This window comes from Micromonospora sp. NPDC047548, assembly GCF_040642975.1.
Lineage (GTDB): Bacteria > Actinomycetota > Actinomycetes > Mycobacteriales > Micromonosporaceae > Micromonospora.
The window spans coordinates 67,600-90,051 of record NZ_JBEYTI010000005.1 but is presented as its reverse complement, the minus strand read 5'-3'; the positions used below and the strand labels follow the sequence as shown (position 1 = coordinate 90,051).

Here is a 22,452-nt window from a genome sequence, read left to right as displayed (position 1 = left end):
AACGGCATGGCCGCGCCTCGGTGAGTATCCCCTCGAGCCGGTTGTCGTCGCCGCAGGTCGGCAGCGGACCGACACCCAGTGTGACCCTCAGCCGGCCGCGTCCCAGGTGGCCGCGGCGCGGCGCAGCCGGTCGTTGATCGCGCGGCCCACCCCGGCGTCGGGCGCCGCCTCGGCCAGGATCTCGGTCACCCCGGCCGCGTCGAGCCGGTGCAGGGCGTCGAAGAGCCGGGCGGCGGCCTCCGTCACGTCCCCGGCGGGCGAGAGCACCTCGACCGCCGCGTACCCGTCGGCCGGTCGCTTCCGGAAGGCCAGGAAACCGCGCCGGCCGCCGTCGCCGGGCGCCGGCTGCCCCTCCGCCACCACCCGCAACGGGGTACGCGGCGCGTAGTGCGCGGCCAGCGTCCCCGGCGCCACCGGCTGCCCGGAACTGCCCGGCCGTACGCTCATCGGCCCGACCGCCTCGACCAGCTCCTCCAAGGCGAGCGCGCCGAGCCGCAGCACCACCGGCTGCGTGCCGCGCGCGTCGACGATGGTCGACTCGATCCCGCACCGGGTCGGCCCGCCGTCGAGCACCACGTCCACCGCCGCGCCGAGCCCCTTGACCACGTGCTCAGCGCGGGTCGGACTGAGCTGCCCGAACCGGTTCGCGCTCGGGGCCGCCACCGGCACCCCGGCGGCCCGGATCAGCGCCCGGGCGGACGGCTCGTCCGGCACCCGGACGGCCATGGTGTCCAGCCCCGAGGTGACGATCGGCGGGATCTCGGCGGGCCGGTCCACGATCAGGGTGAGCGGCCCCGGCCAGAACCGGTCGGCCAGCGCGGCCACCGCCGGGGGCACCGGCCCGACCAGCTTCTCCAGGTCGGCGGCGTCGGCCAGGTGGGTGATCAGCGGGTCAAAGCTGGGCCGGGCCTTGGCCTCGAAGATCCGGGCGGCGGCCCGGGCGTCCAGGGCGTTCGCGCCGAGGCCGTAGACGGTCTCGGTCGGGAAGGCCACCAGCCCGCCGTCGCGCAGGACGGCGGCGGCCTCGGCGACGCCGCTGTCGGCGGGCAGGACGCGTGGGGATCCGGTGCTCACGCCCCGACGCTAGCCTGCCGCCGTACCGGTCTCCCGGCCGGCCGCGCGGAACGCCGCCCGGTCCCTCAGGGCCGGGCGGCTGTCCGCCCGGCGGGCGTCACGGCCGGCCCGCCTCGGCCCGGCACGCCCCGCCCCGCCCCGGAACTCCACCCCCGGCACGCCGTCGATGATCCGGCTGATGTCGGCAACGGACCCGAGCGCCCCGGTCAAGTCGGCGCGCAGCTCCGCGGCCGCCGAGTCCAGGTCGTCCTCCTCCCGCGACCAGTCGATGTCGGCCGCGCGGAGCTGGGCCACCGCGTGTGCGGTCAGCGCGGCGGGATCGGTGACCGCCACCTCGACCCGGCAGTACAGCTGGAGGGCCCGCGGCGCGGACCGGTCGGCGTTCGTCATGGCGGAAGGATGCCGACCGGATCAGGTCGACACCACGGCATATCCGGCCGGGATGTCGTACTACGCTGCCCGGCCGCTCACCGATGAGGTTTTACGCCGACTCAACCCGGACCTGTCGCTGGCCGACCTCGCCGACGACCTCGACGCCATGGGTCACCGGGTCGGGCGGAGGTAACCGGATCGCCGGCTCGGGGCATGCGTACGTGCCAGGCTGAAGCGGGTGCCTGGTGTTCGTGCTGGTGAAAGCCGGAGCAGTACGCGTACGACCCGCTGCCACGTGCCCGGAGATCTGGCCATGCGGCTGCGATAACAGGTCCGCCGGGGTACGGGGGGGTGTCCGGGCCGGTGCGCCGCCTCGGCTGCTCGCGTGGCTACTCAGCCCGGAAAGGTGTAACCGCGTCGGCGCACCGGCAGGTGTAACGGTTAATGGGACAACTGGAAGCAGGCGACGTCGTACTGCGCGACAGATTTTGGGTTCTTCGAGTTCTGCGGCTGCTCCCCCGCGTAGTGCATCCCGGCGATGCCGTCCGGGTTGAACGCGGAACCGCGAGCGGACATCGCGCTACCCGGCCTCACGTTGTTGCCTTCCTCGCCGCACGTCACTGACGGCTGGCCCGTACGATTGTCGTCGGTGTGGGGGTTGGCGGCGAATGCCGCACCGCTGGTCGCTGCCAGCCCGGCCGCGAGTACCGCACTGCTGGCACAGAGCACCGCGCTACGTACAAGACTTCTCATGTCTTCCTCTCATGTGGTGGACGGCCCGGGGCCAGCTCATGCCAACGCGCTATTCGGAAGCAGCCGTCGTCAGGGAATCACGACCCCGGTCGAGTCCGAACCTATGGCCATTTTGTCCTCTACGCAGCGAATCGTGGATTTCACCTGCTGCGGGCTACCCCAAGATGACCAAGGGCGAAGCCGAGGCGCCGTGAACTGCGGCGCAGCACTCATCCCAGAGAAGGGACGACCCCCGTCGGGAGGACGCGGGTCCAGGCTGTCGATCGGTTCCTGAGTTTGCCGTACTGCCTCGGTACGAACTCCTGCACGTACGGCTCGAAGGTCGAGCCGAAGCCTCCGGTCTACGAGTAACCGGCTCCGTATCCCGCAAGACCGTCGTTCTCGTCACCGGTGGAGCCAACCCCTACACGACGAAGGCCGAGGCGGCACGCCAGTTCAAGACGCGCACCGTCACACCCGACGTCTTCGCGGAACTGGTCCACTACATCCAGCCCGTCCAGGTCGAGACCGAAAAGAGCACCCGCACCGCAAACATCCCACCCTTGCAGCCAAGACAGGCACAGACGGCGGCCAGCGCGACTACCACCCGTACGAATGGCTGTACAGCCAACTCTTGATCTTCCTGGTGTCTCCGTTCACAATCCTCGGACGGGCAGGCCTCGGGGCGCGGACCTAGGGCATTTGAGTGGCCAAGCGAAGGGTTAAAACAGCCATGACCGGTCGGCTCTCTGAGAATCAGCGAGGGCATAACGTACTGGCGATTACGGCCTGTTGCATGGGCCTGGGACCGATGCTGTACGTCGGCTCTGGCCTTGCTGGGCTGTCAGAGCTGCTGATCGAAGCTCTAGTCCCTCTGCTGCTGCTCAGCGGATGCGCGGTTGCCCTGGGCGCAGTGGGACTGAAGCAGATCAAGACGACTGGGCAACGTGGTCGCGGTCTGGCGATTGCCGGGTGCGGGGCTGGCGCAACCGTACTTGCGGCCGTGTCTCTTCTCGTCGTGGCTCTGATGGGAGGGCTGGTTGGCTGACATCCATCCAGGAATCTGGCTGGGCGCTGGGCACGGCTGCCGGCTGGGTACGCACCACAGCAGCACGGCGGCTTTTATCTCAGCGAGCCCAACACAGGCTCATCCGGCACGGTTGACCTGGACCCGGTTGTCGGCCAGGTCCTCGCCGAGCGCATACGCGAGTTTCCCCCGGTGCCGGTGGAGCTGATCGACGTGACTTCCGGCGATCCCGTCCGGCGGTCAGTGCCGCTGCTGTTCACCACCCGCCGCGGTAACCCGTTCACTGACCGGACGTGGTCCCGGGAGTGGGCGGACTGGCGGGATGCAGCCGGCTGGCCGAAAGAGCACGGAACGTTTCACGCGCTGCGGCATTTCTTCGCCACCACGCTTATCACGAACCACGCGGAGCCACAGGACGTGCAGCGGCTGCTCCGGCACAAGACGCTGCGGATCACGTTGGAGACGTACGTGCACTGGTGGCCGAAGCGGGAGCGTCAACGCGGCCTGGTGAGTTCGATCCTGCAAGCCGCTGCGAGGAAGCCGCGGAGCTGAGAGGGGGCAAGATCAATGCTGGGTTGTGCCCGATCTGGGCCGCTTGATCTTGCCGACCAAGGTGGCCCCAGCGTCCGGTCCGCGACGGACGCGATGCTGCCCGCATGCCGGAAGACGCCTTGGTTCGAGCGGTGGAGCTTCAGTTTGGAAGAGCGCGCTCAACGGGCCGTGCTGCCCGAAACGCCTGCGGCCGGCGGCGGAGTCGGGTGCCGCTCGTGCCCCCTCATGACCGCTGGGCGCCACGGTTACTGGCCCGTGGATGGCCCGACCTGACCGTCGCGGTGAAACGCGGACCAGGGCCACCCCCGTAGACGCGGCCCCGGCACCAATTTCAGTTGAGTCGATCGGTCCAGGCAGTGTCGAGGATTACCTGGTACGCGCTGATCCGTACCGGTGAGAGGGTTAGCCGCTCCTGGGCGAGCAGTTCGCCGGTGTTGGGGTCGAAGATCAGGAGGGACTGTGCGTTGTTGTCGCGGTCGTCGAAGGTGATGGCTACACCCGGCCGGCCGGCCCGATCGGTCACCTGGCCCCGCCACCGGAAACCGGGCACGTCGGCAAGGACTCGCAAGATCTCAGCGCGCGTCTGACGCGGAACGACATACCGCCCGTACACCATGCTGACTTCCTTGCTGACCGAGGCGGCACCGAACCTGACCTTGAGCAGGTCGTTCAGCTGTGCTCGACCCGACGGCAGCGGCACGAGGTCCCTCGGTGGCAGCGGAATGCTGGCAGGCGCGGGGGTGGCGGAGGCGGCAGCCTTGGGCTTGAGGTTACGCTGCCAGTAGTCCCGGGACTCCTGGTCCGGATACTGAGGCTCGAGTTGAACCGTGACCTGCTGACCGGTCCCGTCGGCTGCCTGCCAGACCTTGGTATCGCCCGCGAAAGCGACGTGGTAGCGACCGTCGGCAGACGTCATCACTGGGTCGCCCCACGTCTTCGTGTGGTGGAACATGTACCGACCGGTGCGGTTGTCGTACTCCGCGTCAACGAGCCTGCTCGCCAGCGCGCGCAACTGGCTTCCAGCATCACCGGCGCCAGAGCCGTAGGCCACCGGCACGAGCACCACCCCTGGATCCGCCCCGGGCGGACCGGCGATCTCCGAGGTGTCCGGACTGGACGGGCCGAAGGTCTGGGTGATTGCGACGGCGCCGACCGCTGCGGCCAGCGTCCCGGCCGTCAGAACCAGCCTGCGGGTCGGGCGTGCCTGACGGCGATGGGCGAGCGGCTCGCCGATAGCCCCCGCGCGGTTGATCAGGTCGTGTGCCGACAGCCGGGGCGGTGCGATGGTGCTGTGCCGGGCCGGGTCAATCGGCTTGAGGAGGGTGCGCGTTCGCTGTACTCCGAACATCACATAGCCTTTCGAGGATTAGCCAGCACCGGCTGCTGCGCCGGTGGTCCAGATCGGTACGACATCGCGTCGTTAAGGCGTCGACGGGCGCGGTGCAAGCGCACTGCGGCGGTGGTGCGGGTACAGCCGAGGACCTGAGCGGCTTCGGAAACCGTCAACTCCTCCCACCCGACCAACCGGAGGATTTCCTGATCGAGGTCGGCGAGGGTGGCTAGAGCGGCCTGAAGATCGGCGACGCCCACAGTCGCGTCGGCGCCCGACACGCCCGGCTTCTGCAGAAGGCCAGCGTCGGTCATCGGTAGTACATCCGGCGCACCTCTTCGCGCTCGCCATTCGTTCGCAAGCAGGCGCCGAGCCACCCCATACAGCCACGGCAGGCTGCGGTCCGGAACCTCGCGGCGACGCCGCCAGGCGATGACGAACACCTCCTGAGCGAGTTCAGCCGCCGCTTCCATATCGGCAAGCCGCCGCTGGCCGTACTTCAGAACGTGTCCGTAATCGGCGGTGTAGACCCTGGTGAACCAGTCCTCATCGCGTTTTCGCGGTGGACCCATCCAAAACTCCTGCCTGGTTGACGAACTCTCACCCTGGCTTGTGTCACCTCCGGCCCAATGATTACCGCCAACCGCCTACCGGCGCCTCACCCCCGCAGTGCTGCTGCCCGCCGGCACAGCTCCACCAGGTGCGACCCTCGACGGGCTCCCACACGCTCAGCACCTGACCGCACTCCCTGCGGCTCAAGTCCCTGCGGACTCAAGCAGATCTCCTCGTCGGCGCTCGGTTTTGAGCACGGGCCGCGCTGCCTGGACGCGGAGCACGAGGAGCTACACGTCGTCCAGCAGTTGCGGTACGCGCCGCAGGAGTACCAAGGCGGCTTCTACCTCAGTACGCCCAAGGGCGGCTCGGCCGGCACGGTCGACCTGGACCCGATGGTCGCTTCCGCGCTGCGCCGCCACATGCAGGAGTACCCACTGACCGAGGTCGACATGATCGACGTAACCTCGGGCAACCCAGTGCGCCGTCGCGTCCCGCTGCTGTTCACCACCACCCACAAGAACCCGTTCACCGACCGCACCTGGTCGGCCGAGTGGGTCAAGTGGCGGGAGAAGGCGGGCTGGCCCAAAGAGCACGGCGGCTTCCACGCTCTGCGGCACTTCTTCGCCACGACGCTGATCATCAACCACGTGGACCCGAAGGAAGCCCAACGGGCACTGCGGCATAGCACCCTGCAAATCACCCTGGAGACCTACGTCCACTTCTGGCCCCGCCGAGAGCGCCGACGCGGTGTCGTGGGTGACGTGTTGCGGGCCGCCGCTGGCCACCAGGACCATCGGTAGGGTGGTCCTGATGTGGTCCCGATGATCTTACGAGGTCATCCGCCGCAGGTCAGAGGCGAAATGAGTGGAGCCCAGGGGACTTGAACCCCTAACCCCTGCCTTGCAAAGGCAGTGCTCTGCCAGTTGAGCTAGGGCCCCGCGGGCGGTCAAAGCCGCCTGGTGCTGGCAGTGACCGGCGGGTCAGCGCAAGTCGGGCGCGGTGGTGGCCTCGTGCCAGAGGGCGCGCTCGTCGTTGGAAGCCTTGATCTTCTTGGCGACCAGAGCGGCCACGCCGACGACACCAGCCAGGAACAGAAGCTTCTTGAACATGGGGCGACCCCTCGCGCTCGACTGCCGTCGGAACGGTGTGTGGTGGGGCTAGCTGGAATCGAACCAGCGACCTCAGAGTTATCAGCTCTGCGCTCTAACCGACTGAGCTATAGCCCCGCGTGGCGACGGCCAAGGTTAACCCATCGCCACGTCCGGCCCCAAATCGGGGTGGTCGTGGCGCCGCGCCACTTGTGACCGTACCCGGACCGGCCACGCGGCGGCGACCGCTTTCCCCGGGCGGCCCGGGCCAAGATCGACTCCGTTTGCGGCGTGTCGCGGTGTCAGCTCGCCGGGTTACCGCGACACGCCGCAAAGCGCGTGCGCAGAACACACCGCAAAGCGCGTGCGCAGAACACACCGCAAAGCGCGTGCGCAAAGCGGCGCCGCCGCGCCGGGCCGGCGTCAAGGAGCCCGGACGCGACGACGCCGGGGCGACCGCGGTCGGCGGTGCCCCGGCGTCGTACGTCGGAGATCAGTCGCGCTCGGCGAGCGTCAGCTCGATCCCGCCGACCAGGTCGGCGCAGACGTTGTAGACGAACGCGCTGAGGGTGGCGAGCGCGGTGAACAGGACGACGTTGACCAGGCCGATCAGCGCCGAGCTGAGGATCACGCCCTGGGCGGTGATCTGGAAGCCGCTGGTGCTCTGCCCACCGCCGGCGTTGACCAGGTCGGTCAGGCTGTCGTTGACGCTCTGGAAGACCCCCATCGCGTCCAGGGCCAGGTAGAGCACCGAGGTGGCGACCACCACCACGATGAAGAGCACCACCGAGACGGCGAACGCGAACTTCATCACGGACCACGGGTCGATCCGCTTGAGGTTCAGCCTGGCCCGGCGCGGTCCGCGGGACGCGGCCGAGCTGACCGAGGTACGCGCAGCACGTACCGCGTCACCCACCCGCGCGGCTCCGACGGCGGCCGCGCCGCTGATGCCCGGCGGCAGGCCGCCCCCGTTGGCGGGGCGGCCTGTGCCGCCCGGACGGGGGCCGTCGGGCGACGGCCTGGTCGCGCCGCCTACCTTCGGCTGGGTGCCGGTGCTGGGCGGGAACGTGGCGGCGCCCGCCTTGATCGGCTGGGTCGTGTTGCTCGACGCAGCCGGGGCGCTGACCGACGCGGCGGCGGAGGTCGCCGCGGCGGTCGCCGGTGTCTCGGCCGGCTCGCCCGCCCCCGAGTCCTCCCCGGGCGTGTCCGGCGGCGGTGTCATGCCGGGGGCCCGGGTGAACTTCGGGGCAGGCGCGTCGGCGGGGACGGTCGCCCGACCCACGGCGGCGCGGCCGGCCGCCGATGTGCCGCCTTTGGCGGCCTCCTCGTCGACCGGGGTGGCCGAGGTCCCCTTGTTCCCCGACTTCGCCTGTGTCTCCGTCATTCAACTAGTCCTGTTCGTCAGGCTCGTCGGCATTGCGAGCAATCGCCACGATAGTCACGCCGTCCGGGAGGTCCATCAGCTTTACCCCCATTGTGTTCCGGTCACGCGTACGGCGTACAGGCTTCACCGGAGTCCGGATGACGCCACCGTTGCTGGTGATCGCGAACAGCTCGTCCTCCGGGTCGATCACGACCGCGCCGACCAGACCACCGCGTCGCTCGGTGATCTTCGCAGTCAACACGCCCTTACCTCCCCGGCCCTGGACCGGGTATTCCTCGATCGGGGTACGTTTTGCGTATCCCCCGTTCGTGGCCACCAGAACGTCCAGGCCCTCCCGAACGACCTCCATGGCCAGCAGGACGTCGTCGTCGGTGAAGCGCATGCCGATCACGCCCGTGGTCGCCCGCCCCATCGGCCGCAGCGCCTCGTCGGTGGCGTTGAACCGGATCGCCTGCGCCTTTCTCGACACCATCAGCAGGTCGTCGGAGGGCGCGACGAGGGCAGCACCGACCAGCTCGTCCTCATCGCGCAGGTTGATCGCGATGATGCCGCCGGAACGGGGGGAGTCGAACTCCTCGAGCCGCGTCTTCTTCACCAGGCCGTTCTTCGTGGCGAGTACCAGGTAGGGAGCCACCTGGTAGTTCGGGATTTCGATGATCTGCGCAATCTGCTCGTCCGGTTGGAAGGCGAGCAGGTTGGCCACGTGCTGGCCCTTGGCCACCCTACTGGCTTCCGGCAACTCGTACGCCTTGGCCCGGTAGACCCGACCCTTGTTCGTGAAGAACAGGATCCAGTCGTGAGTGGAGCATACGAAGAAGTGGCTGACAATGTCGTCCTGCCGCAGCGTCGCGCCGCTGACACCCTTGCCACCGCGCCGCTGCGAGCGGTACAGGTCGACCTTGGTCCGCTTGGCGTACCCGGTGCGGGTGATCGTGACGACCACATCCTCACGGGCGATCAGGTCCTCCATCGAGACCTCGCCGTCGAACGGCACGATCTGGGTACGCCGGTCGTCGCCCCACTTCGCGACGATCTCGCCGAGCTCCTCCGAGACGATCTTCCGCTGTCGCTCCGGCTTGGCGAGGATGTCCTTGAGGTCGGCGATCTCGATCTCGAGCTTGTTGAGGTCGTCGACGATCCGCTGCCGCTCCAGGGCGGCCAGGCGGCGCAGCTGCATGTCCAGGATCGCGGTCGCCTGGATCTCGTCGATCTCCAGCAGCCGGATCAGGCCCTGCCGGGCGTCGTCGACGGTGGGCGAGCGCCGGATCAGGGCGATCACCTCGTCGAGCGCGTCGAGCGCCTTGGCCAGACCGCGCAGGATGTGCGCCCGCTCCTCGGCCTTGCGCAGGCGGAACGCGGTCCGCCGGCGGATCACGTCGATCTGGTGCTCGACGTAGTAGCGGATGAACTGGGCCAGGTTCAGCGTGCGCGGCACCCCGTCGACCAGGGCCAGCATGTTGGCGCCGAAGGTCTCCTGGAGCTGGGTGTGCTTGTAGAGGTTGTTCAGCACCACCTTGGCGACCGCGTCGCGCTTGAGCACGAGCACGATCCGCATGCCGGTACGCCCGGAGGACTCGTCCCGGATGTCGGCGATGCCGGCAAGCTTGCCCTCCTTGATCAGCTCGGCGATCCGCTCGGCCAGGTTGTCCGGGTTGACCTGGTAGGGCAGCTCGCTGACCACCAGGCAGGGACGGCCGCGCTTGTCCTCCTCAACCTCGACCACGGCGCGCATCCGGATCGAGCCGCGCCCGGTCCGGTACGCGTCCTGGATCGCCTGGGTGCCGACGATCAGGCCGTGGGTGGGGAAGTCCGGGCCCTTGACGATCTCCAGCAGCGCGTCGAGGGTGGTGGCCTCGTCGGTGTCCGGGTTCTCCAGGCACCACTGCACCGCCGCGCCGATCTCGCGCAGGTTGTGCGGCGGGATCTTGGTGGCCATGCCGACCGCGATGCCCTCGGAGCCGTTGACCAGCAGGTTGGGGATCCGCGACGGCAGGATGGTGGGCTCCTTGGCCCGGCCGTCGTAGTTGTCCTGGAGGTCGACGGTGTCCTCGTCGATGTCCCGCAGCATCTCCATGGCCAGCGGGTCGAGCTTGCATTCCGTGTAGCGCATCGCGGCGGCCGGGTCGTTACCCGGCGAGCCGAAGTTGCCGTTGCCGTCGACCAGCGGGTACCGCAGCGACCAGGGCTGCGCCATCCGGACCAGCGCGTCGTAGATCGCCGAGTCGCCGTGCGGGTGGAACTGGCCCATCACGTCACCGACGACGCGGGAGCACTTCACGTAGCCGCGGTCCGGCCGGTAGCCGGAGTCGAACATGGCGTAGAGGATCTTGCGGTGGACCGGCTTGAGCCCGTCCCGGACGTCCGGCAGGGCCCGCCCGACGATGACGCTCATGGCGTAGTCGAGGTACGAGCGCTGCATCTCGACCTCGAGGCCGACCGGCTCGATCCGATCGTGCTGCGCGACGACCACGGCGGGTGTCTCCGGGGTCTCCGGCTCGTTCGGGATGGACTCGGGAGTATCGGTCACTGTTAACCCTTATCAGACTCAGAGTCGTTTTCGTGCTGTGGATAACGGCTGTGGAAACCGGCCAAGCTGTGGATAACTCTGTGGACCGCCGGGTCGGCCGGGGACTGCCCGGCCGACCCAGGCGGCGCCGTCAGATGTCGAGGAACCGCACGTCCTTGGCGTTGCGCTGGATGAACGAGCGGCGCGCCTCGACGTCCTCACCCATCAGCACGCTGAACAGCTCGTCGGCGGTCGCGGCGTCGTCGAGCGTGACCTGGCGCAGCGTACGGGTGGCCGGGTTCATCGTGGTCTCCCACAGCTCGGGATAGTTCATCTCGCCGAGGCCCTTGAACCGCTGGATGTCGTCCGGCCGGGCGTTGGCCTTCTTCTGCTGGCGCAGCGCGATCAGCCCGTCCCGCTCCCGGTCCGAGTACGCGTACTGGGCGTCGTCGCCCCGCTTGTTCCACTTGATCTTGTAAAGCGGCGGGGCGGCCAGGTAGACGTGGCCCAGCTCGACCAGCGGCCGCATGAAGCGGAAGAGCAGGGTGAGCAGCAGCGTCTGGATGTGCTGGCCGTCGACGTCGGCGTCGGCCATCAGCACGACCTTGTGGTACCGCAGCTTCTCGATGTCGAAGTCGTCGTGGATGCCGGTGCCCAGCGCGGTGATCAGCGCCTGGACCTCGTTGTTCTTCAGCACCCGGTCGATCCGGGCCTTCTCCACGTTGAGGATCTTGCCGCGGATCGGCAGAATCGCCTGGGTGCGCGGGTCGCGCCCCTGCTTGGCCGAGCCACCGGCCGAGTCACCCTCGACGATGAAGACCTCGGATTCGCGCGGGTCGGTGGACTGGCAGTCGGCCAGCTTGCCCGGCATCGAGCCGGACTCCAACAGCGACTTGCGCCGGGCGAGCTTGCGCGCCTGCTGCGCGGCGATCCGGGCCCGGGCCGCCTGGGACGCCTTGGTGATGATCATCTTGGCCTCGGCCGGGTTCCGGTCGAACCAGTCGACCAGCCACTCGTTGCAGACCCGCTGCACAAAGCTCTTCACCGGGGTGTTGCCCAGCTTGGTCTTGGTCTGGCCCTCGAACTGCGGGTTGGCCAGCTTGACCGAGATGATCGCGGCCAGCCCCTCCCGGATGTCCTCGCCGGAGAGCTTCTCGTCGCCCTTGAGCAGCTTCTTGTCCGCGCCGTAGCGGTTGACGACGCTGGTCAGCGCGGCCCGGAAGCCCTCCTCGTGGGTGCCGCCCTCGTGGGTGTTGATCGTGTTGGCGAAGGTGTAGACCGACTCGCCGTACGACTCGTTCCACTGCATGGCGATCTCGACCGACATGCCCTCCTCCTCGGACCCGAACTCCACCACGGTCTTGTGGATCGGGTTCTTCGAGGCGTTGAGGTGCCGGACGAAGTCGGCGATGCCACCCTTGTAGCAGAAGGTGACCTCGCGCGGCTTGCCCTCCTCGCCCTCCTGAACCCGCTCGTCGAGCAGGTGGATGGCCAGGCCACGGTTGAGGAAGGCCATCTCCTGCAGGCGCCGGTAGATGGTCTGGAAGTCGAAGTCGACGGTCTCGAAGACGTCCGGGTCCGGCCAGAAGGTGACCGCCGAGCCGGTGCGGTCGGTGGTCTCGCCCTTCTCCAGTGGAGCCGGCTTGGAGTTGCTGTACTGCTGCCGCCATACGAAACCGGACTTGTGGATCTCCACCGCCATCCGGGTGGAGAGGGCGTTCACCACGGAGACGCCGACGCCGTGCAGACCGCCGGAGACCGCGTACGCCTTGCCGTCGAACTTGCCACCCGCGTGCAGCACGGTGAGCGCGACCTCGACACCCGGCTTCTTCAACTTGGGGTGCAGGTCGACCGGGAAGCCACGGCCGTTGTCGGTGACCCGGACCCCGCCGTCGGCGAGCAGCACCACGTCGATGGTGTCGCAGTACCCGGCCAGCGCCTCGTCCACGGCGTTGTCCACGACCTCCCACACGAGGTGGTGCAGACCGCGCTCGCCGGTCGACCCGATGTACATACCGGGCCGCTTACGGACCGCCTCGAGCCCCTCGAGGACGGTGATCGACTCGGCGCCGTACTCCTGCTTGTCCTGCGCTGCCACCCTCGGCCACTTTCTCGCGCCGACCGCGCCAGGGCGCGGGGGCGCGGGTTCGGCGGACAGGACGCGACGTCGGCGCACGGACCGCCCCGAGAACTCCGGGTGACGGATCGCGTACGCCGGTCGCCGCGGTTGCCCGCGGATCGCGATCGGCTCGACCCGCCGCAGGACTTCGACCAAGGGCCTGGGCCCCGTGCCGGTCGCTCCGCGTCGGGTCTTCGTCTCGCCGTCAATCCTACTGTGCGCAAACGACAGAGACGCCACTCGGCACCCCCTTTGTGGCCTCTGAGACCTCCGTAGCGGGCCGAATCGCGCTATCCGCGACTCCCCCTACACGCCAAGGGGGGATCGGGGGCGGCGTTGCCACGGAATCGGGCCGGGCCGCCGGCCGGTCGGGGGTCGCGCGCAGGGCGGCCGTACCGTAGCTTTGCGGCGCCACGGGTGCTCGTCTTTATCTTTTCCATCCGCAACCCGGACGATCGACCTGATCGATCCGACACGTGCTCACAAGGGGTGACGCCAGATGGGGCTGGACAACGTCGCGGTGCACTGGCCGCGGACCGGCCGCTTCTACGATCCGGTCGCGCCGGCCGAGTTCGTCGACTTCGGGGAGATCGTGGACATCCCGCAGATCTCCGCTCCGACCACGGCGCTCGCCGAACACATCGCCAAGACCGGGACGATTCGGGCGACCGCTTACACCGAGCTGGTCGACCTGATCCTCGGGCTGGAAAATGTGCTCTACGCCACTGACGCCGCCGCCGAGGACGAGGACCCGGTGATCGACCCGGACGGGTGTTCCTGGGTCGCCGGCGGGGTGGAGAAGTTCGTCGCCCAGCACCGGCCGTTCGGCGAGGCGGTCACCTTCGAGTCGGTCAGCGAGGTGCTCCGTTCCCTGCTGGCCGACGGGCGGCTCGCCGAGCAGCAGCTGCGCTGGCTGGACACCCGGCTCGACGCGCTGCGCGACGAGAGCGGCGACCCGCCGCAGTGGGACTTCACCTGCGCCGAGCTGGGCGTGCTGGCGGCCTTCTACCGCCGCTGCGCGGACCGCGGCTTCGCCGTCTACGCCGACGCCTGATCCTGACCCCGACCCCGTCGACCGGACGGGGTCGGGGTCGCCGACCGCCGTCAGGGGGTCGTCGGGTCCGGTGGGGAGAGGGCGGCCGCCGCGGCGCGGTTGGCGGCGGCGATCACCCCGGTCAGCATCGTGTGCAGGTGCCGCAGCTCCTCGACCGGCATCCCGAGCCGGGCCACGATCGCCGGCGGGATCTGCTCGGCGCGGGCGCGCAGCGCCTGTCCGTCGGCGGTGAGCCTGACGGCGAGGCTCCGCTCGTCCGTCGCGTCCCGCTCGCGCCGCACGTAACCCGCGGCCTCCAGTCGCTTGAGCAGGGGCGACAGCGTGCCGGGGTCGAGCTGGAGCAGACGGCTGAGCTCCCGGACCGACAGCGGCGCGTGCTGCCACAGCGCGAGCATGACCAGGTATTGCGGGTGGGTCAGCCCCATCGGTTCGAGCAGCGGCCGATAGACGGCGACGACCCCGCGCGCGGCGATGGAGAGGGCGAAACACACCTGCTGCTCCAGCGCCAGCGGATCCCCGTCGAGCTGGTCACGCACCGATCGGCCTCCTCATGGTCGTTGCTATCGTACCAATGATTGGTGTACCAATCATTGGGGTACAAAGCGTGTGGCGGCACACCGAGGAAGAGGTCGGGCGCGAGATGAGCGAGGCGAACCGGGGCCAGAAGGCCCCCGGCGAGGGCGGCAGGCTCTTCGCCTGGGCGTACAAGTACCTGGCCGGCCCGGCCGAGGGAGTGCAGGGCGCCATGCAGGGCGGTTCGACGCAGGCCCGGGAACTGTGGAAGCAGGACCTGGAGAACCGCAAGCGCTGGAGCCGCGAGCAGCGGGAACGCAAGCGCGCCGAGCGGGAGGCCCGACGCGCCGAGCGGTGACCCCGCGTCAGCCGTAGGTGTCGCGGGGGCCCCGGCCCCGGACCCGCCGCGGGCCCTTCGACCAGGACGGCGCCGCCGGCCCGTGGATGTGCAGCTTGCGCACCACGTTGTGGCCCACCTCGCCGGCGATCCGCTTGAGCAGCGACCCGGCCAGCAGCCGCAGCTGGGTGGCCCAGGCCGTCGACCGCGCCTCCACGGTCAGCTCGCCGTCCTCCAGCTTCACGGGGCGGCTGTGCTGGGCGATCTCCGGCCCGACGACCTTCTCCCAGGCGCCGAAGACGGTCGCCTCGGCGGCCGGCTGCTGCCAGCCGCGCGCCTTCATCAACCGTTCCAGCACCACGCCGAGCGGCTGCGGGTCGCGCGGGTCCGGTCCGGGCCCGGAGTAGCCGCGCAGCCGCCGCTCACCACCGCCGTCGCCACCGACCGCGCTCCTGCGGCGGGTCTTCGCCGTTGCGTCCCGGCGGGCCTTCGCCGCATCCAGCACCGCCCGCGCCAGCTCCGGCCCGGACGCACCCGCGCCGGGCGCGGCGTCCGCACCGCCACCCGCCGGGCGCGCCACGTCGCCGTTCCCGGCCGTCCCGGCTCCCCGCCCACCGGGCGCGGCGTCCGCACCGGCACCGGCCACGCGGGCGGCGGCACCGCCCGCGTCGGTTTCGACCCCTTGAGGGGTACGCGCACCGCGCCGGCCGCCCGAGGCGGCGCGGCTCGGGCCACCCGTCCGGCGGGTCGGCTGACCGCCCTCGCCGGCGCGCTCCGGTTCAGTCGACACGTCGCACCGTCCCATCGCCCACCGCGTACCGGGTGCCGCGCAGCGCCGCCGGCACGTCGTCGTCGACCGCGCAGGTCACCAGGAGCTGACCAGCCCCGCCCACCAGCTCCGCCAGCCGCTCCCGGCGGCCCGCGTCCAGCTCGGCGAAGACGTCGTCCAGCACCAGCACCGGCTCGATGCCGTCGGCGCGCAGCAGGTCGTACCCGGCCAGCCGCAGCGCCAGCGCGTACGACCAGGACTCGCCGTGGCTGGCGTACCCCTTGGCGGGCAGCGGGCCGAGAGTGAGGCTGAGCTCGTCGCGGTGCGGGCCGACCAGCGTCGTGCCCCGTTCGATCTCGGCCGACCGGGCCTCGGCCAGCGCGGCGGTCAGCGCCTCGGTCAGTGCCGCGCGGTCGGTGGTCGGCTCGGCCAGCTCCAGCGACGGCCGGTACGCGATCCCCGCCGCGCCCCGGCCCGCCGCCACCGCGTCGTACGCCTTCGTCACGTGCGGGGCCAGCGCGGCGACCAGTTCCAGCCGGCCGGCCAGCAGCTCGGCGCCGTGCCGGGCCAGGTGGGTGTCCCAGACCGCCAGGGTGGACAGGTCCCCCCCGCGCGTCCCGCCCGTCTTGCGGGCCAGGTACGCGGTGCGCAGCAGGGCGTTGCGCTGCTTGACCACCCGCTCGTAGTCGGCGCGCACCCCGGCGTACCGAGGCTGCCGGAGGACCAGCAGGTCGTCCAGGTAGCGGCGGCGCTCAGCGGGGTCGCCCCGGACGAGTTCCAGGTCCTCCGGGGCGAAGAGCACCAGCCGCAGCGCGCCGAGCACGTCCCGGGCCCGCCGGGCGGGTGAGCGGCCCAGCCGGGCCCGGTTGGCCTTGCCGGGAACGATCTCCAGCTCGACCAGGAGTTCCCGCCCCTCGTGCACCACCGCGCAACGGATCACCGCCGAGGCGGCGCCCATCCGGACGAGAGGGGCGTCCGTGGCGACCCGGTGCGAGTCCAGGGTCGCCACGTAGCCCAGCGCCTCGACCAGGTTGGTCTTGCCGACGCCGTTGGCGCCGATCAGGACGTTCGGCCCCGGCTCCAGGTCGACGCCGACCCGCTCGTACGAGCGGAAGTCGACCAGTTCGAGCCGGCGGACGTACACAGGTTCGTGGCTACCGGTCAGCGCTTGTGGACGGCGTGGCCGCCGAACTGCTGGCGCAGCGCGGCGACGGCCTTCATCGCGGGCGAGTCGTCCTGGCGGGAGGCGAACCGGGCGAAGAGCGAGGCGGTGATGACGTTCAGCGGCACCGCGAGCCGGACCGCCTCGTCGACCGTCCAGCGGCCCTCGCCGGTGTCCTCGGTATAGCCGCTCAGCTCGGCCAGCTCCGGGTCCTCGTCAAGGGCCCGGTCGAGCAGGTCGAGCAGCCAGGAGCGGACCACGGTGCCCTCACGCCAGGACTTGAACACGCCCGGCACGTTGGTCACCAGCTCCGACTTCGCCAGCAGCTCGTAGCCCTCGGCGTAGGCGTGCATCAGGCCGTACTCGATGCCGTTGTGCACCATCTTGGCGTAGTGGCCGGCACCGACCGGTCCGGCGTGCACGAAGCCGAACTCGCCCGCTGGCTTGAGCGCCTCGAAGATCGGCAGCAGCCGCTCGACGTGCTCCTTGGCGCCGCCGACCATCAGGGCGTACCCGTTCTGCCGGCCCCAGACGCCGCCGGAGACGCCGGCGTCCAGGTAGCCGATGCCCCGCTCGGCCAGCCGCTCGGCGCGGGGAGCGTCGTCACTGAAGCGCGAGTTGCCGCCGTCGATGATGATGTCGCCCTCGCCCAGCACGCCGGCGAGCTCGTCGATGGTGGTGTCGGTGACACCGGCCGGGACCATCACCCAGACCGCGCGGGGCGCCTCCAGCTTCTCGGCCAGCGCCGCCAGGCTCGCGACGTCGCTCAGCTCCGCGTTGTGGTCGAAGCCGACCACCTCGTGCCCGGCAGCGCGCAACCGCTCGCGCATGTTGCCGCCCATCCGGCCGAGTCCTACCAGGCCGAGCTGCATCTGCTCCTACCTCCGTGCGTCTGGGTCTGCTGGGGCTGCGATCAGCGGGACACGCGGATCGGCATGATGAGGTACCGGTACCCCGGGATGACCTCGCCATCCTCCCCGGCGGGGGACATCACCGCCGGCTTGAAGGCGTCGACGAACTTCAGCAACGCGAACTGGGCACCCAGGTTGGCCAGGCCGTCGATCAGGTACTGCGGGTTGAAGCCGATGGTCAGCGGCTCGCCGGTGAAGGTGGCCTCCATCGCCTCGCTGGCCCGCGCCTCCTCGGTGCCGCCCGCCTCGACCACCAGGCCGTCGGAGCTGAAGCTCAGCAGCACCGGGGTGGTCCGCTCGGCGACCAGGGCGACCCGCTTGACCACCTCGATCAGCGTGCTGACCGGCACCCGCGCCTCGGCGTTGTGGGCGGCCGGGAAGAGCGAGCGCACCGGCGGGTAGTTCGCCCCGTCGAGCAGCCGGCTGGTGGTACGCCGGGTGCCGCCGGCAAAGCCGATCATGCCCTCGCCGGCCCCGCCCTGAGAGAGCGCCATGGTGACGTGGCCACCGAGCGGGCCGAGCGCCTTGGCGGTGTCGTGCAGGGTGCGCGCCGGCACCAGCGCGTTGATGCTGACCTCGGGGTCGTCCGGGTTCCACTCCATCTCGCGCAGCGCGAGACGGTACCGGTCGGTGGCGAGCATCGCCAGCGTGCCGCCGGAGAGCTCCAGCCGGACGCCGGTCATCATCGGCAGCGTCTCGTCCCGGCCGGCGGCCACGGCCACCTGTGCGACGGCAGCGGCGAAGGCGGCCGCGTCGAGGGTGCCGGCGCTCTCCGGCATCTCCGGCAGGGCCGGGTAGTCCTCGACCGGCATGGTCGGCAGGGTGAACCGGGCGCTGCCGCAGACCAGTTCCAGGTGGGCGCCGACCGCGGCGATGTCCACCGGCTTGGCCGGCAGCGCCTTGGTGATCTCGGCGAGCAGGCGGCCGGAGACGAGGGCGGCGCCGTCGGCGTCCCCCTGCACCTCGACGGTCACCTGGCTGGAGACCTCGTAGTCGAAGCCGGAAACCTGAAGGTTGCCGTCGGTGACCCGGAGCATCACCCCGGCGAGCACCGGTACGGACGGCCGGTTGGGCAGGCTCTTCGCGGTCCACGCCACCGCTTCGGCGAGCGCGTCACGCTCCACTCGGAACTTCATCAATGCCTCCGCGTCGACGTCAGCGACAACTCTCTCATGCCGACCGCTGCCCACCGTCCCGCCCGACCGTGCGGGTACCCATCGCACCTTAGGGCGCGGGGGCATCGGCTGTGCGCCCGACCCCATGGATCCAGGTGCTGGAGCAACCGCCGACGGCGGCGTTCCAGCCCGATCCACAGGAAGTCCAACGGTGATGATTGGTTTTTGTTCTCTAGAAGAGATAACTCATCGTCTTCATCGCACCTGTGCAAACTGTGGAGAACTCGCGTTCGACCAGGTCAGGCAGGTTATCCACCGGTGGTTTGGCTGTGGAGAACCGGGGGGTAAACCCGTGTGCCGATCCACAGCCCGGCCGGGTCCCCAGGTTGTCCACGGTTGTCCACCGGTTGTCCACCGGTAATCCACCGGGTTTCTCCCCAGTGCTGTGGACAGCGCCGACGGCCACCGACCCCGTCGTCCCCAGAACCTTCAACAGGCCGTGCACAGGTCGACCGTCGTCGGTGGACAACCCGACCGTCGTCCCCAGGCGTCCACAGCACTGTCCCCAGGGTTTGTCCACAGTTTGTGGGTAACCGGGTTCGGACGCTGCGTGGTTTTCCACCGCCTGTGGAACAGTGGATGTGGACAACCGGGCCGTGCTGTGGACGAACACGACGCCGATCCTGGGCCCTCGACCCGGTGCAGGGTCAACCTGCCGGCTCTCCACAGGCACGAAAAAGCCCGGCCGAGATCGGCCGGGCGGGGCTTCGCACTGCTCGTCCGGCGCGCGCCGGCGTGACGTACGCCTCAGGCGTTCTGCTTGATCCGGTTGGTCAGCTCGGCGATCTGGTTGTAGAGCGAGCGGCGCTCCGCCATCTGCTGGCGGATCTTCCGGTCGGCGTGCATCACCGTGGTGTGGTCCCGGCCACCGAAGGCCTGCCCGATCCGGGGCAGCGACAGGTCGGTCAGCTCCCGGCACAGGTACATGGCGACCTGGCGGGCGTTGACCAGCACCCGGGAGCGGGAGTGGCCCCGCAGGTCCTCCAGGCTCACCCCGAAGTAGTCGGCGGTGGAGACCATGATCTGGTCGGCGGTGATCTCCGGCCCGGCACCGTCCGGGATGAAGTCCCGCAGCACCTCCTCGGCCAGCGACAGTTCGACATTCGACCGGGTGAGGCTGGCGAACGCGGTGACCCGGATCAGCGCCCCCTCCAGTTCCCGGATCGAGTTCGACACCCGGGAGGCGATGAACTCCAGCACGTCCGGCGGGGCGTACAGCCGTTCCTGGGCCGCTTTCTTCTGCAGGATCGCGATCCGGGTCTCCAGGTCCGGCGGCTGGATGTCGGCGAGCAGGCCCCACTCGAACCGGGTCCGCAGCCGGTCCTCCAGCGTCGCCAGCTGCTTCGGCGAGCGGTCGGAGGTGATCACGATCTGCTTGTTGGCGTTGTGCAGGGTGTTGAAGGTGTGGAAGAACTCCTCCTGCGTCCGCTCGCGGTTCTCCAGGAACTGGATGTCGTCGATCAGCAGGATGTCGACGTCGCGGTAGCGGCGCTGGAACGCGCTGGTCTTGTCATCGCGCAGCGAGTTGATGAAGTCGTTGGTGAACTCCTCGGTCGAGACGTACCGAACCGAGCGGGCGTTGCCCAACGTGGTGGCGTAGTGCCCGATGGCGTGCAGCAGGTGGGTCTTGCCCAGCCCGGAGCTGCCGTAGATGAACAGCGGGTTGTACGCCTTCGCCGGCGACTCTGCCACCGCGACGCTCGCCGCGTGCGCGAAGCGGTTCGACGAGCCGATGACGAACGTCTCGAACATGTACTTCGGGTTGAGCCGGTTGCCGCCGCCGTCCGCGCCCCCCGGGCGGCGGTCGTCCCGCCCGCCGGGGCGGTGGTGGTCCGCGCCGGCCCGGCCGGGACCGCTGTCCGTACCGCCGTCGCGGGATAGGCCGCGCGGCCCGTGCTGATCGCGCGGCGGCCCGGCCTCGCCCCGGTACGCGGGCTCGAAGCCGCGCCCGTCGAGCTCCGGCCCGTCGGGGAGGGCGCGCTCGGAGAAGCCGCGCCGGTCAGGACCGGGACCGCCGCCCCGTAGCGGCTCGGCGAACGTGGCGCCGAACAGGGTGTCCTGGCCGCCGTCCCGGCTGGCCGGGATGCGCCCCGGGCGGTGGCCGTCGTGCGCCGGCGGCTCCGCCTCCGCGGGCAGCTCCGGGTAGGCCGGTGCCCGGTCCGGGAACGCGGGTGCTCCGGTGGCGAAGTCGTCCGCGGGAACGTCGAGCCCGAGCTGTGTGGGCTCGGGGCCGCTGCGGTAGACGGTGCCGGCGGGGTGGCCGGAGACATCCTCGGCGACCCGTACGGTGACCGCGACCTGGATCGGCCGGCCCAGCCGGCGGGTGAGCGCCTCGGTGATGGCCGGGCGGAGCCGGGACTCGATCACGTCCCGGGTGAACGCGTCCGGGACGGAGAGCAGCGCGGTGTCCTCGACGATCGCTCGCAGCCGGGTCAGCCGCAGGTAAGCGCGTTGCTGCGCGGAGATGATCTCGTCGGCGAGTTCGTCCGTCGCCGCGGTCCATACCGCAGCCAGGTCGGTCGTACCGGCCACCGTCGTGCCACCCCCTCGCCTCTGCTCCCGGCCGCCGCTGTGGTCCAGTCGGCCATTCCGGGCCCGCCACCGCGTTCGAGCGGGTGGTACCTCACCCCACCGGGCGGCTGACCGACCGGCATCCACAAGTTATCCACAGCCTGTGTGTACCGACCGATTGTGCCGTCCGCCGTGCGCGGGTCGGACCTGCCCCCCCTGGTCGGGCGGGACGTTGAGCGGGTTCATCGTGCCGAACGATTCACTGCCGTGTCCGGCCTTGCCTACCAGCGACAACCCGGAACTACCGACGCTGACCGCAATCGGGCACGGTAACAGCGACGGCGGGGCACCAACAACCGCCGACGCTCCGGCCGCTTGTCGGCATCAGTGAAAACCGCCGGTTCGGTCGCGCCGTCGCCCTGCTCGTGCCTCCGGTGACCTGTTTGACGGTCATTGCCCCCCTGCGTAGGCTTGAGCGGTTGCTCTGTCGCCCTCTGCTAGGGTGATGGGTGCTTGCTGTCCGCGGTCGCTTCCCCGCATCGCCGAGGTCCCGCATCGTCGGGCAGCACGGATCGGGGGCCACCGCCGAGGTGGCCTGGACCACCACACGACCTCGGCGATCCCGCGCCGTGGACGTACGAAAACGGAGAGCCTGACGTGAGCAAGCGCACCTACCAGCCGAACAACCGCCGGCGCGCGAAGACCCACGGCTTCCGGCTGCGCATGCGCACCCGTGCCGGCCGCGCCATCATCTCGACCCGCCGCGCCAAGGGCCGCACCCGCCTGTCGGCCTGAGCCGACGGGTCCGGTCCGGGGGACGTGGGCAGTCGTGCTGACGGCCGCACAGCGACTGCGGCGCAGTAACGACTTCGCCGCAGCGGTCAGGGGTGGACGGCGCGCCGGACGAGGCGCCGTCGTCGTCCACCTGACCGTGCCGCTGACCCCCGAACCCGCCGCGACAACCTCGCCGGAGCCGGCGCGGGCCAGTGACACGGAGACGATTTCCGTGCCGACCCGCGCCGGCTTCGTCGTGTCCAAGGCCGTCGGCCCCGCCGTGGTCCGCAACAAGGTCCGGCGCCGGCTGCGGCATTTGGTCCGCGAGCGCCTGGCCGCGCTGCCCGAGGGGAGCACCCTGGTGGTACGCGCGCTGCCCGCCGCGGCCGAGGCGTCCCACCTCCGGCTGGGTGCCGACCTGGACGCGGCGATCGCCGCCGCCCGGGCACCCCGGGGGCGGCGGTCCCGATGAGCACCGGATCCGCCGGTTCGCGGCCGACCAGCCTG

22 protein-coding genes and 2 tRNA genes are annotated in these 22,452 nt (G+C 70.3%); 7 read left to right on the top strand and 17 right to left on the bottom strand.

Translation table 11 applies throughout. The features are described from left to right. Positions 1 to 87: 87 nt before the first annotated feature. Together ABZ807_RS07195 and ABZ807_RS07190 are read right to left on the bottom strand one after the other, a co-directional pair. Positions 88 to 1,050 carry an L-threonylcarbamoyladenylate synthase gene (locus ABZ807_RS07195; RefSeq protein ID WP_357154199.1) on the bottom strand — a complete coding sequence of 321 codons (963 nt, stop codon included), beginning with the start codon at positions 1,048 to 1,050 and terminating at the stop codon, positions 88 to 90. Between the two features lie 33 nt (positions 1,051 to 1,083). After that, positions 1,084 to 1,464 carry a hypothetical protein gene (locus ABZ807_RS07190; protein ID WP_357153877.1) on the bottom strand — a complete coding sequence of 127 codons (381 nt, stop codon included), beginning with the start codon at positions 1,462 to 1,464 and terminating at the stop codon, positions 1,084 to 1,086. Between the two features lie 52 nt (positions 1,465 to 1,516). Here ABZ807_RS07190 and ABZ807_RS07185 point away from each other — a divergent pair, with 52 nt between their 5' ends. Next, complete coding sequence (locus ABZ807_RS07185; protein WP_357153875.1) at positions 1,517 to 1,639, top strand: hypothetical protein; 123 nt, start codon at positions 1,517 to 1,519, stop codon at positions 1,637 to 1,639. 248 nt (positions 1,640 to 1,887) lie between these two features. Here the strand turns inward: ABZ807_RS07185 and ABZ807_RS07180 are convergent, their stop codons facing one another. Then, a complete protein-coding gene (locus ABZ807_RS07180; protein ID WP_357153873.1) occupies positions 1,888 to 2,022 on the bottom strand; it encodes a hypothetical protein in 135 nt (44 codons plus the stop codon). Positions 2,023 to 3,403: 1,381 nt separating this feature from the next. Between ABZ807_RS07180 and ABZ807_RS07175 the strand changes: the two genes are divergently transcribed. Further along, entirely contained in the window at positions 3,404 to 3,757 is a 354-nt protein-coding gene (locus tag ABZ807_RS07175; protein WP_357153872.1) for a tyrosine-type recombinase/integrase, read from the top strand. 331 nt (positions 3,758 to 4,088) lie between these two features. On the opposite strand, the gene ABZ807_RS07170 is transcribed toward ABZ807_RS07175, so the two are convergent. Further along, positions 4,089 to 5,105: a CU044_5270 family protein gene (locus tag ABZ807_RS07170; RefSeq protein WP_357153871.1), complete on the bottom strand. Its 1,017-nt coding sequence runs from the start codon at positions 5,103 to 5,105 to the stop codon at positions 4,089 to 4,091. Beyond that, positions 5,105 to 5,659, bottom strand: coding sequence for a sigma-70 family RNA polymerase sigma factor (locus ABZ807_RS07165; protein ID WP_357153869.1), 555 nt, complete (start codon positions 5,657 to 5,659; stop codon positions 5,105 to 5,107). The genes ABZ807_RS07170 and ABZ807_RS07165 overlap by 1 nt, the downstream gene beginning before the upstream one ends. 288 nt (positions 5,660 to 5,947) lie before the next feature. On the opposite strand from ABZ807_RS07165, the gene ABZ807_RS07160 reads away from it, so the two are divergent. Further along, complete coding sequence (locus ABZ807_RS07160) at positions 5,948 to 6,442, top strand: tyrosine-type recombinase/integrase (protein ID WP_357153867.1); 495 nt, start codon at positions 5,948 to 5,950, stop codon at positions 6,440 to 6,442. A 65-nt stretch (positions 6,443 to 6,507) separates the two neighbouring features. Here ABZ807_RS07160 and ABZ807_RS07155 read toward each other — a convergent pair. From ABZ807_RS07155 to gyrB, 6 genes are all read right to left on the bottom strand, one after another. Further along, positions 6,508 to 6,580: transfer RNA gene (locus ABZ807_RS07155), tRNA-Ala, on the bottom strand. A gap of 42 nt (positions 6,581 to 6,622) precedes the next feature. Next, a complete protein-coding gene (locus ABZ807_RS07150; protein WP_357153865.1) occupies positions 6,623 to 6,751 on the bottom strand; it encodes a DLW-39 family protein in 129 nt (42 codons plus the stop codon). A 40-nt stretch (positions 6,752 to 6,791) separates the two neighbouring features. Next, a tRNA-Ile gene (locus ABZ807_RS07145) sits at positions 6,792 to 6,868 on the bottom strand. 355 nt (positions 6,869 to 7,223) lie between these two features. Beyond that, positions 7,224 to 8,114 (bottom strand): DUF3566 domain-containing protein, encoded by an 891-nt coding sequence (locus ABZ807_RS07140; RefSeq protein WP_357153863.1) that lies wholly within the window; start codon positions 8,112 to 8,114, stop codon positions 7,224 to 7,226. A 4-nt stretch (positions 8,115 to 8,118) separates the two neighbouring features. After that, the gene (gene gyrA, locus ABZ807_RS07135) at positions 8,119 to 10,641 is read right to left on the bottom strand and encodes a DNA gyrase subunit A (protein ID WP_357153861.1); all 2,523 of its coding nucleotides are present in this window, start codon (positions 10,639 to 10,641) and stop codon (positions 8,119 to 8,121) included. Positions 10,642 to 10,771: 130 nt separating this feature from the next. Beyond that, positions 10,772 to 12,718 carry a DNA topoisomerase (ATP-hydrolyzing) subunit B gene (gyrB, locus tag ABZ807_RS07130; RefSeq protein ID WP_357153860.1) on the bottom strand — a complete coding sequence of 649 codons (1,947 nt, stop codon included), beginning with the start codon at positions 12,716 to 12,718 and terminating at the stop codon, positions 10,772 to 10,774. A gap of 520 nt (positions 12,719 to 13,238) precedes the next feature. Here gyrB and ABZ807_RS07125 point away from each other — a divergent pair. Further along, positions 13,239 to 13,793: a hypothetical protein gene (locus ABZ807_RS07125; RefSeq protein WP_357153858.1), complete on the top strand. Its 555-nt coding sequence runs from the start codon at positions 13,239 to 13,241 to the stop codon at positions 13,791 to 13,793. A gap of 50 nt (positions 13,794 to 13,843) precedes the next feature. Here ABZ807_RS07125 and ABZ807_RS07120 read toward each other — a convergent pair whose 3' ends face one another. Continuing rightward, positions 13,844 to 14,329, bottom strand: coding sequence for a MarR family transcriptional regulator (locus ABZ807_RS07120; RefSeq protein WP_357153856.1), 486 nt, complete (start codon positions 14,327 to 14,329; stop codon positions 13,844 to 13,846). A gap of 104 nt (positions 14,330 to 14,433) precedes the next feature. Here ABZ807_RS07120 and ABZ807_RS07115 point away from each other — a divergent pair, with 104 nt between their 5' ends. Continuing rightward, entirely contained in the window at positions 14,434 to 14,664 is a 231-nt protein-coding gene (locus ABZ807_RS07115) for a hypothetical protein (RefSeq protein WP_357153854.1), read from the top strand. A 7-nt stretch (positions 14,665 to 14,671) separates the two neighbouring features. On the opposite strand, the gene ABZ807_RS07110 is transcribed toward ABZ807_RS07115, so the two are convergent. From ABZ807_RS07110 to dnaA, 5 genes are all read right to left on the bottom strand, one after another. Continuing rightward, on the bottom strand, positions 14,672 to 15,223 hold the full coding sequence (locus ABZ807_RS07110) for a DciA family protein (RefSeq protein ID WP_357154197.1): 552 nt from the start codon (positions 15,221 to 15,223) through the stop codon (positions 14,672 to 14,674). A 199-nt stretch (positions 15,224 to 15,422) separates the two neighbouring features. Continuing rightward, positions 15,423 to 16,556: a DNA replication/repair protein RecF gene (gene recF, locus ABZ807_RS07105; protein ID WP_357153852.1), complete on the bottom strand. Its 1,134-nt coding sequence runs from the start codon at positions 16,554 to 16,556 to the stop codon at positions 15,423 to 15,425. Positions 16,557 to 16,573: 17 nt separating this feature from the next. Continuing rightward, positions 16,574 to 17,446, bottom strand: a complete 873-nt coding sequence (gene gnd / locus ABZ807_RS07100) for a phosphogluconate dehydrogenase (NAD(+)-dependent, decarboxylating) (RefSeq protein ID WP_357153850.1) — start codon at positions 17,444 to 17,446, stop codon at positions 16,574 to 16,576. Positions 17,447 to 17,487: 41 nt separating this feature from the next. Then, complete coding sequence (dnaN, locus tag ABZ807_RS07095) at positions 17,488 to 18,621, bottom strand: DNA polymerase III subunit beta (RefSeq protein ID WP_357153848.1); 1,134 nt, start codon at positions 18,619 to 18,621, stop codon at positions 17,488 to 17,490. Between the two features lie 786 nt (positions 18,622 to 19,407). After that, positions 19,408 to 21,192 (bottom strand): chromosomal replication initiator protein DnaA, encoded by a 1,785-nt coding sequence (gene dnaA, locus ABZ807_RS07090; protein WP_357153846.1) that lies wholly within the window; start codon positions 21,190 to 21,192, stop codon positions 19,408 to 19,410. A 636-nt stretch (positions 21,193 to 21,828) separates the two neighbouring features. On the opposite strand from dnaA, the gene rpmH reads away from it, so the two are divergent. After that, positions 21,829 to 21,966 carry a 50S ribosomal protein L34 gene (gene rpmH / locus ABZ807_RS07085; protein ID WP_074478258.1) on the top strand — a complete coding sequence of 46 codons (138 nt, stop codon included), beginning with the start codon at positions 21,829 to 21,831 and terminating at the stop codon, positions 21,964 to 21,966. 34 nt (positions 21,967 to 22,000) lie between these two features. Continuing rightward, complete coding sequence (gene rnpA, locus ABZ807_RS07080; RefSeq protein WP_357153844.1) at positions 22,001 to 22,417, top strand: ribonuclease P protein component; 417 nt, start codon at positions 22,001 to 22,003, stop codon at positions 22,415 to 22,417. The last annotated feature ends 35 nt before the right edge of the window (positions 22,418 to 22,452 follow it).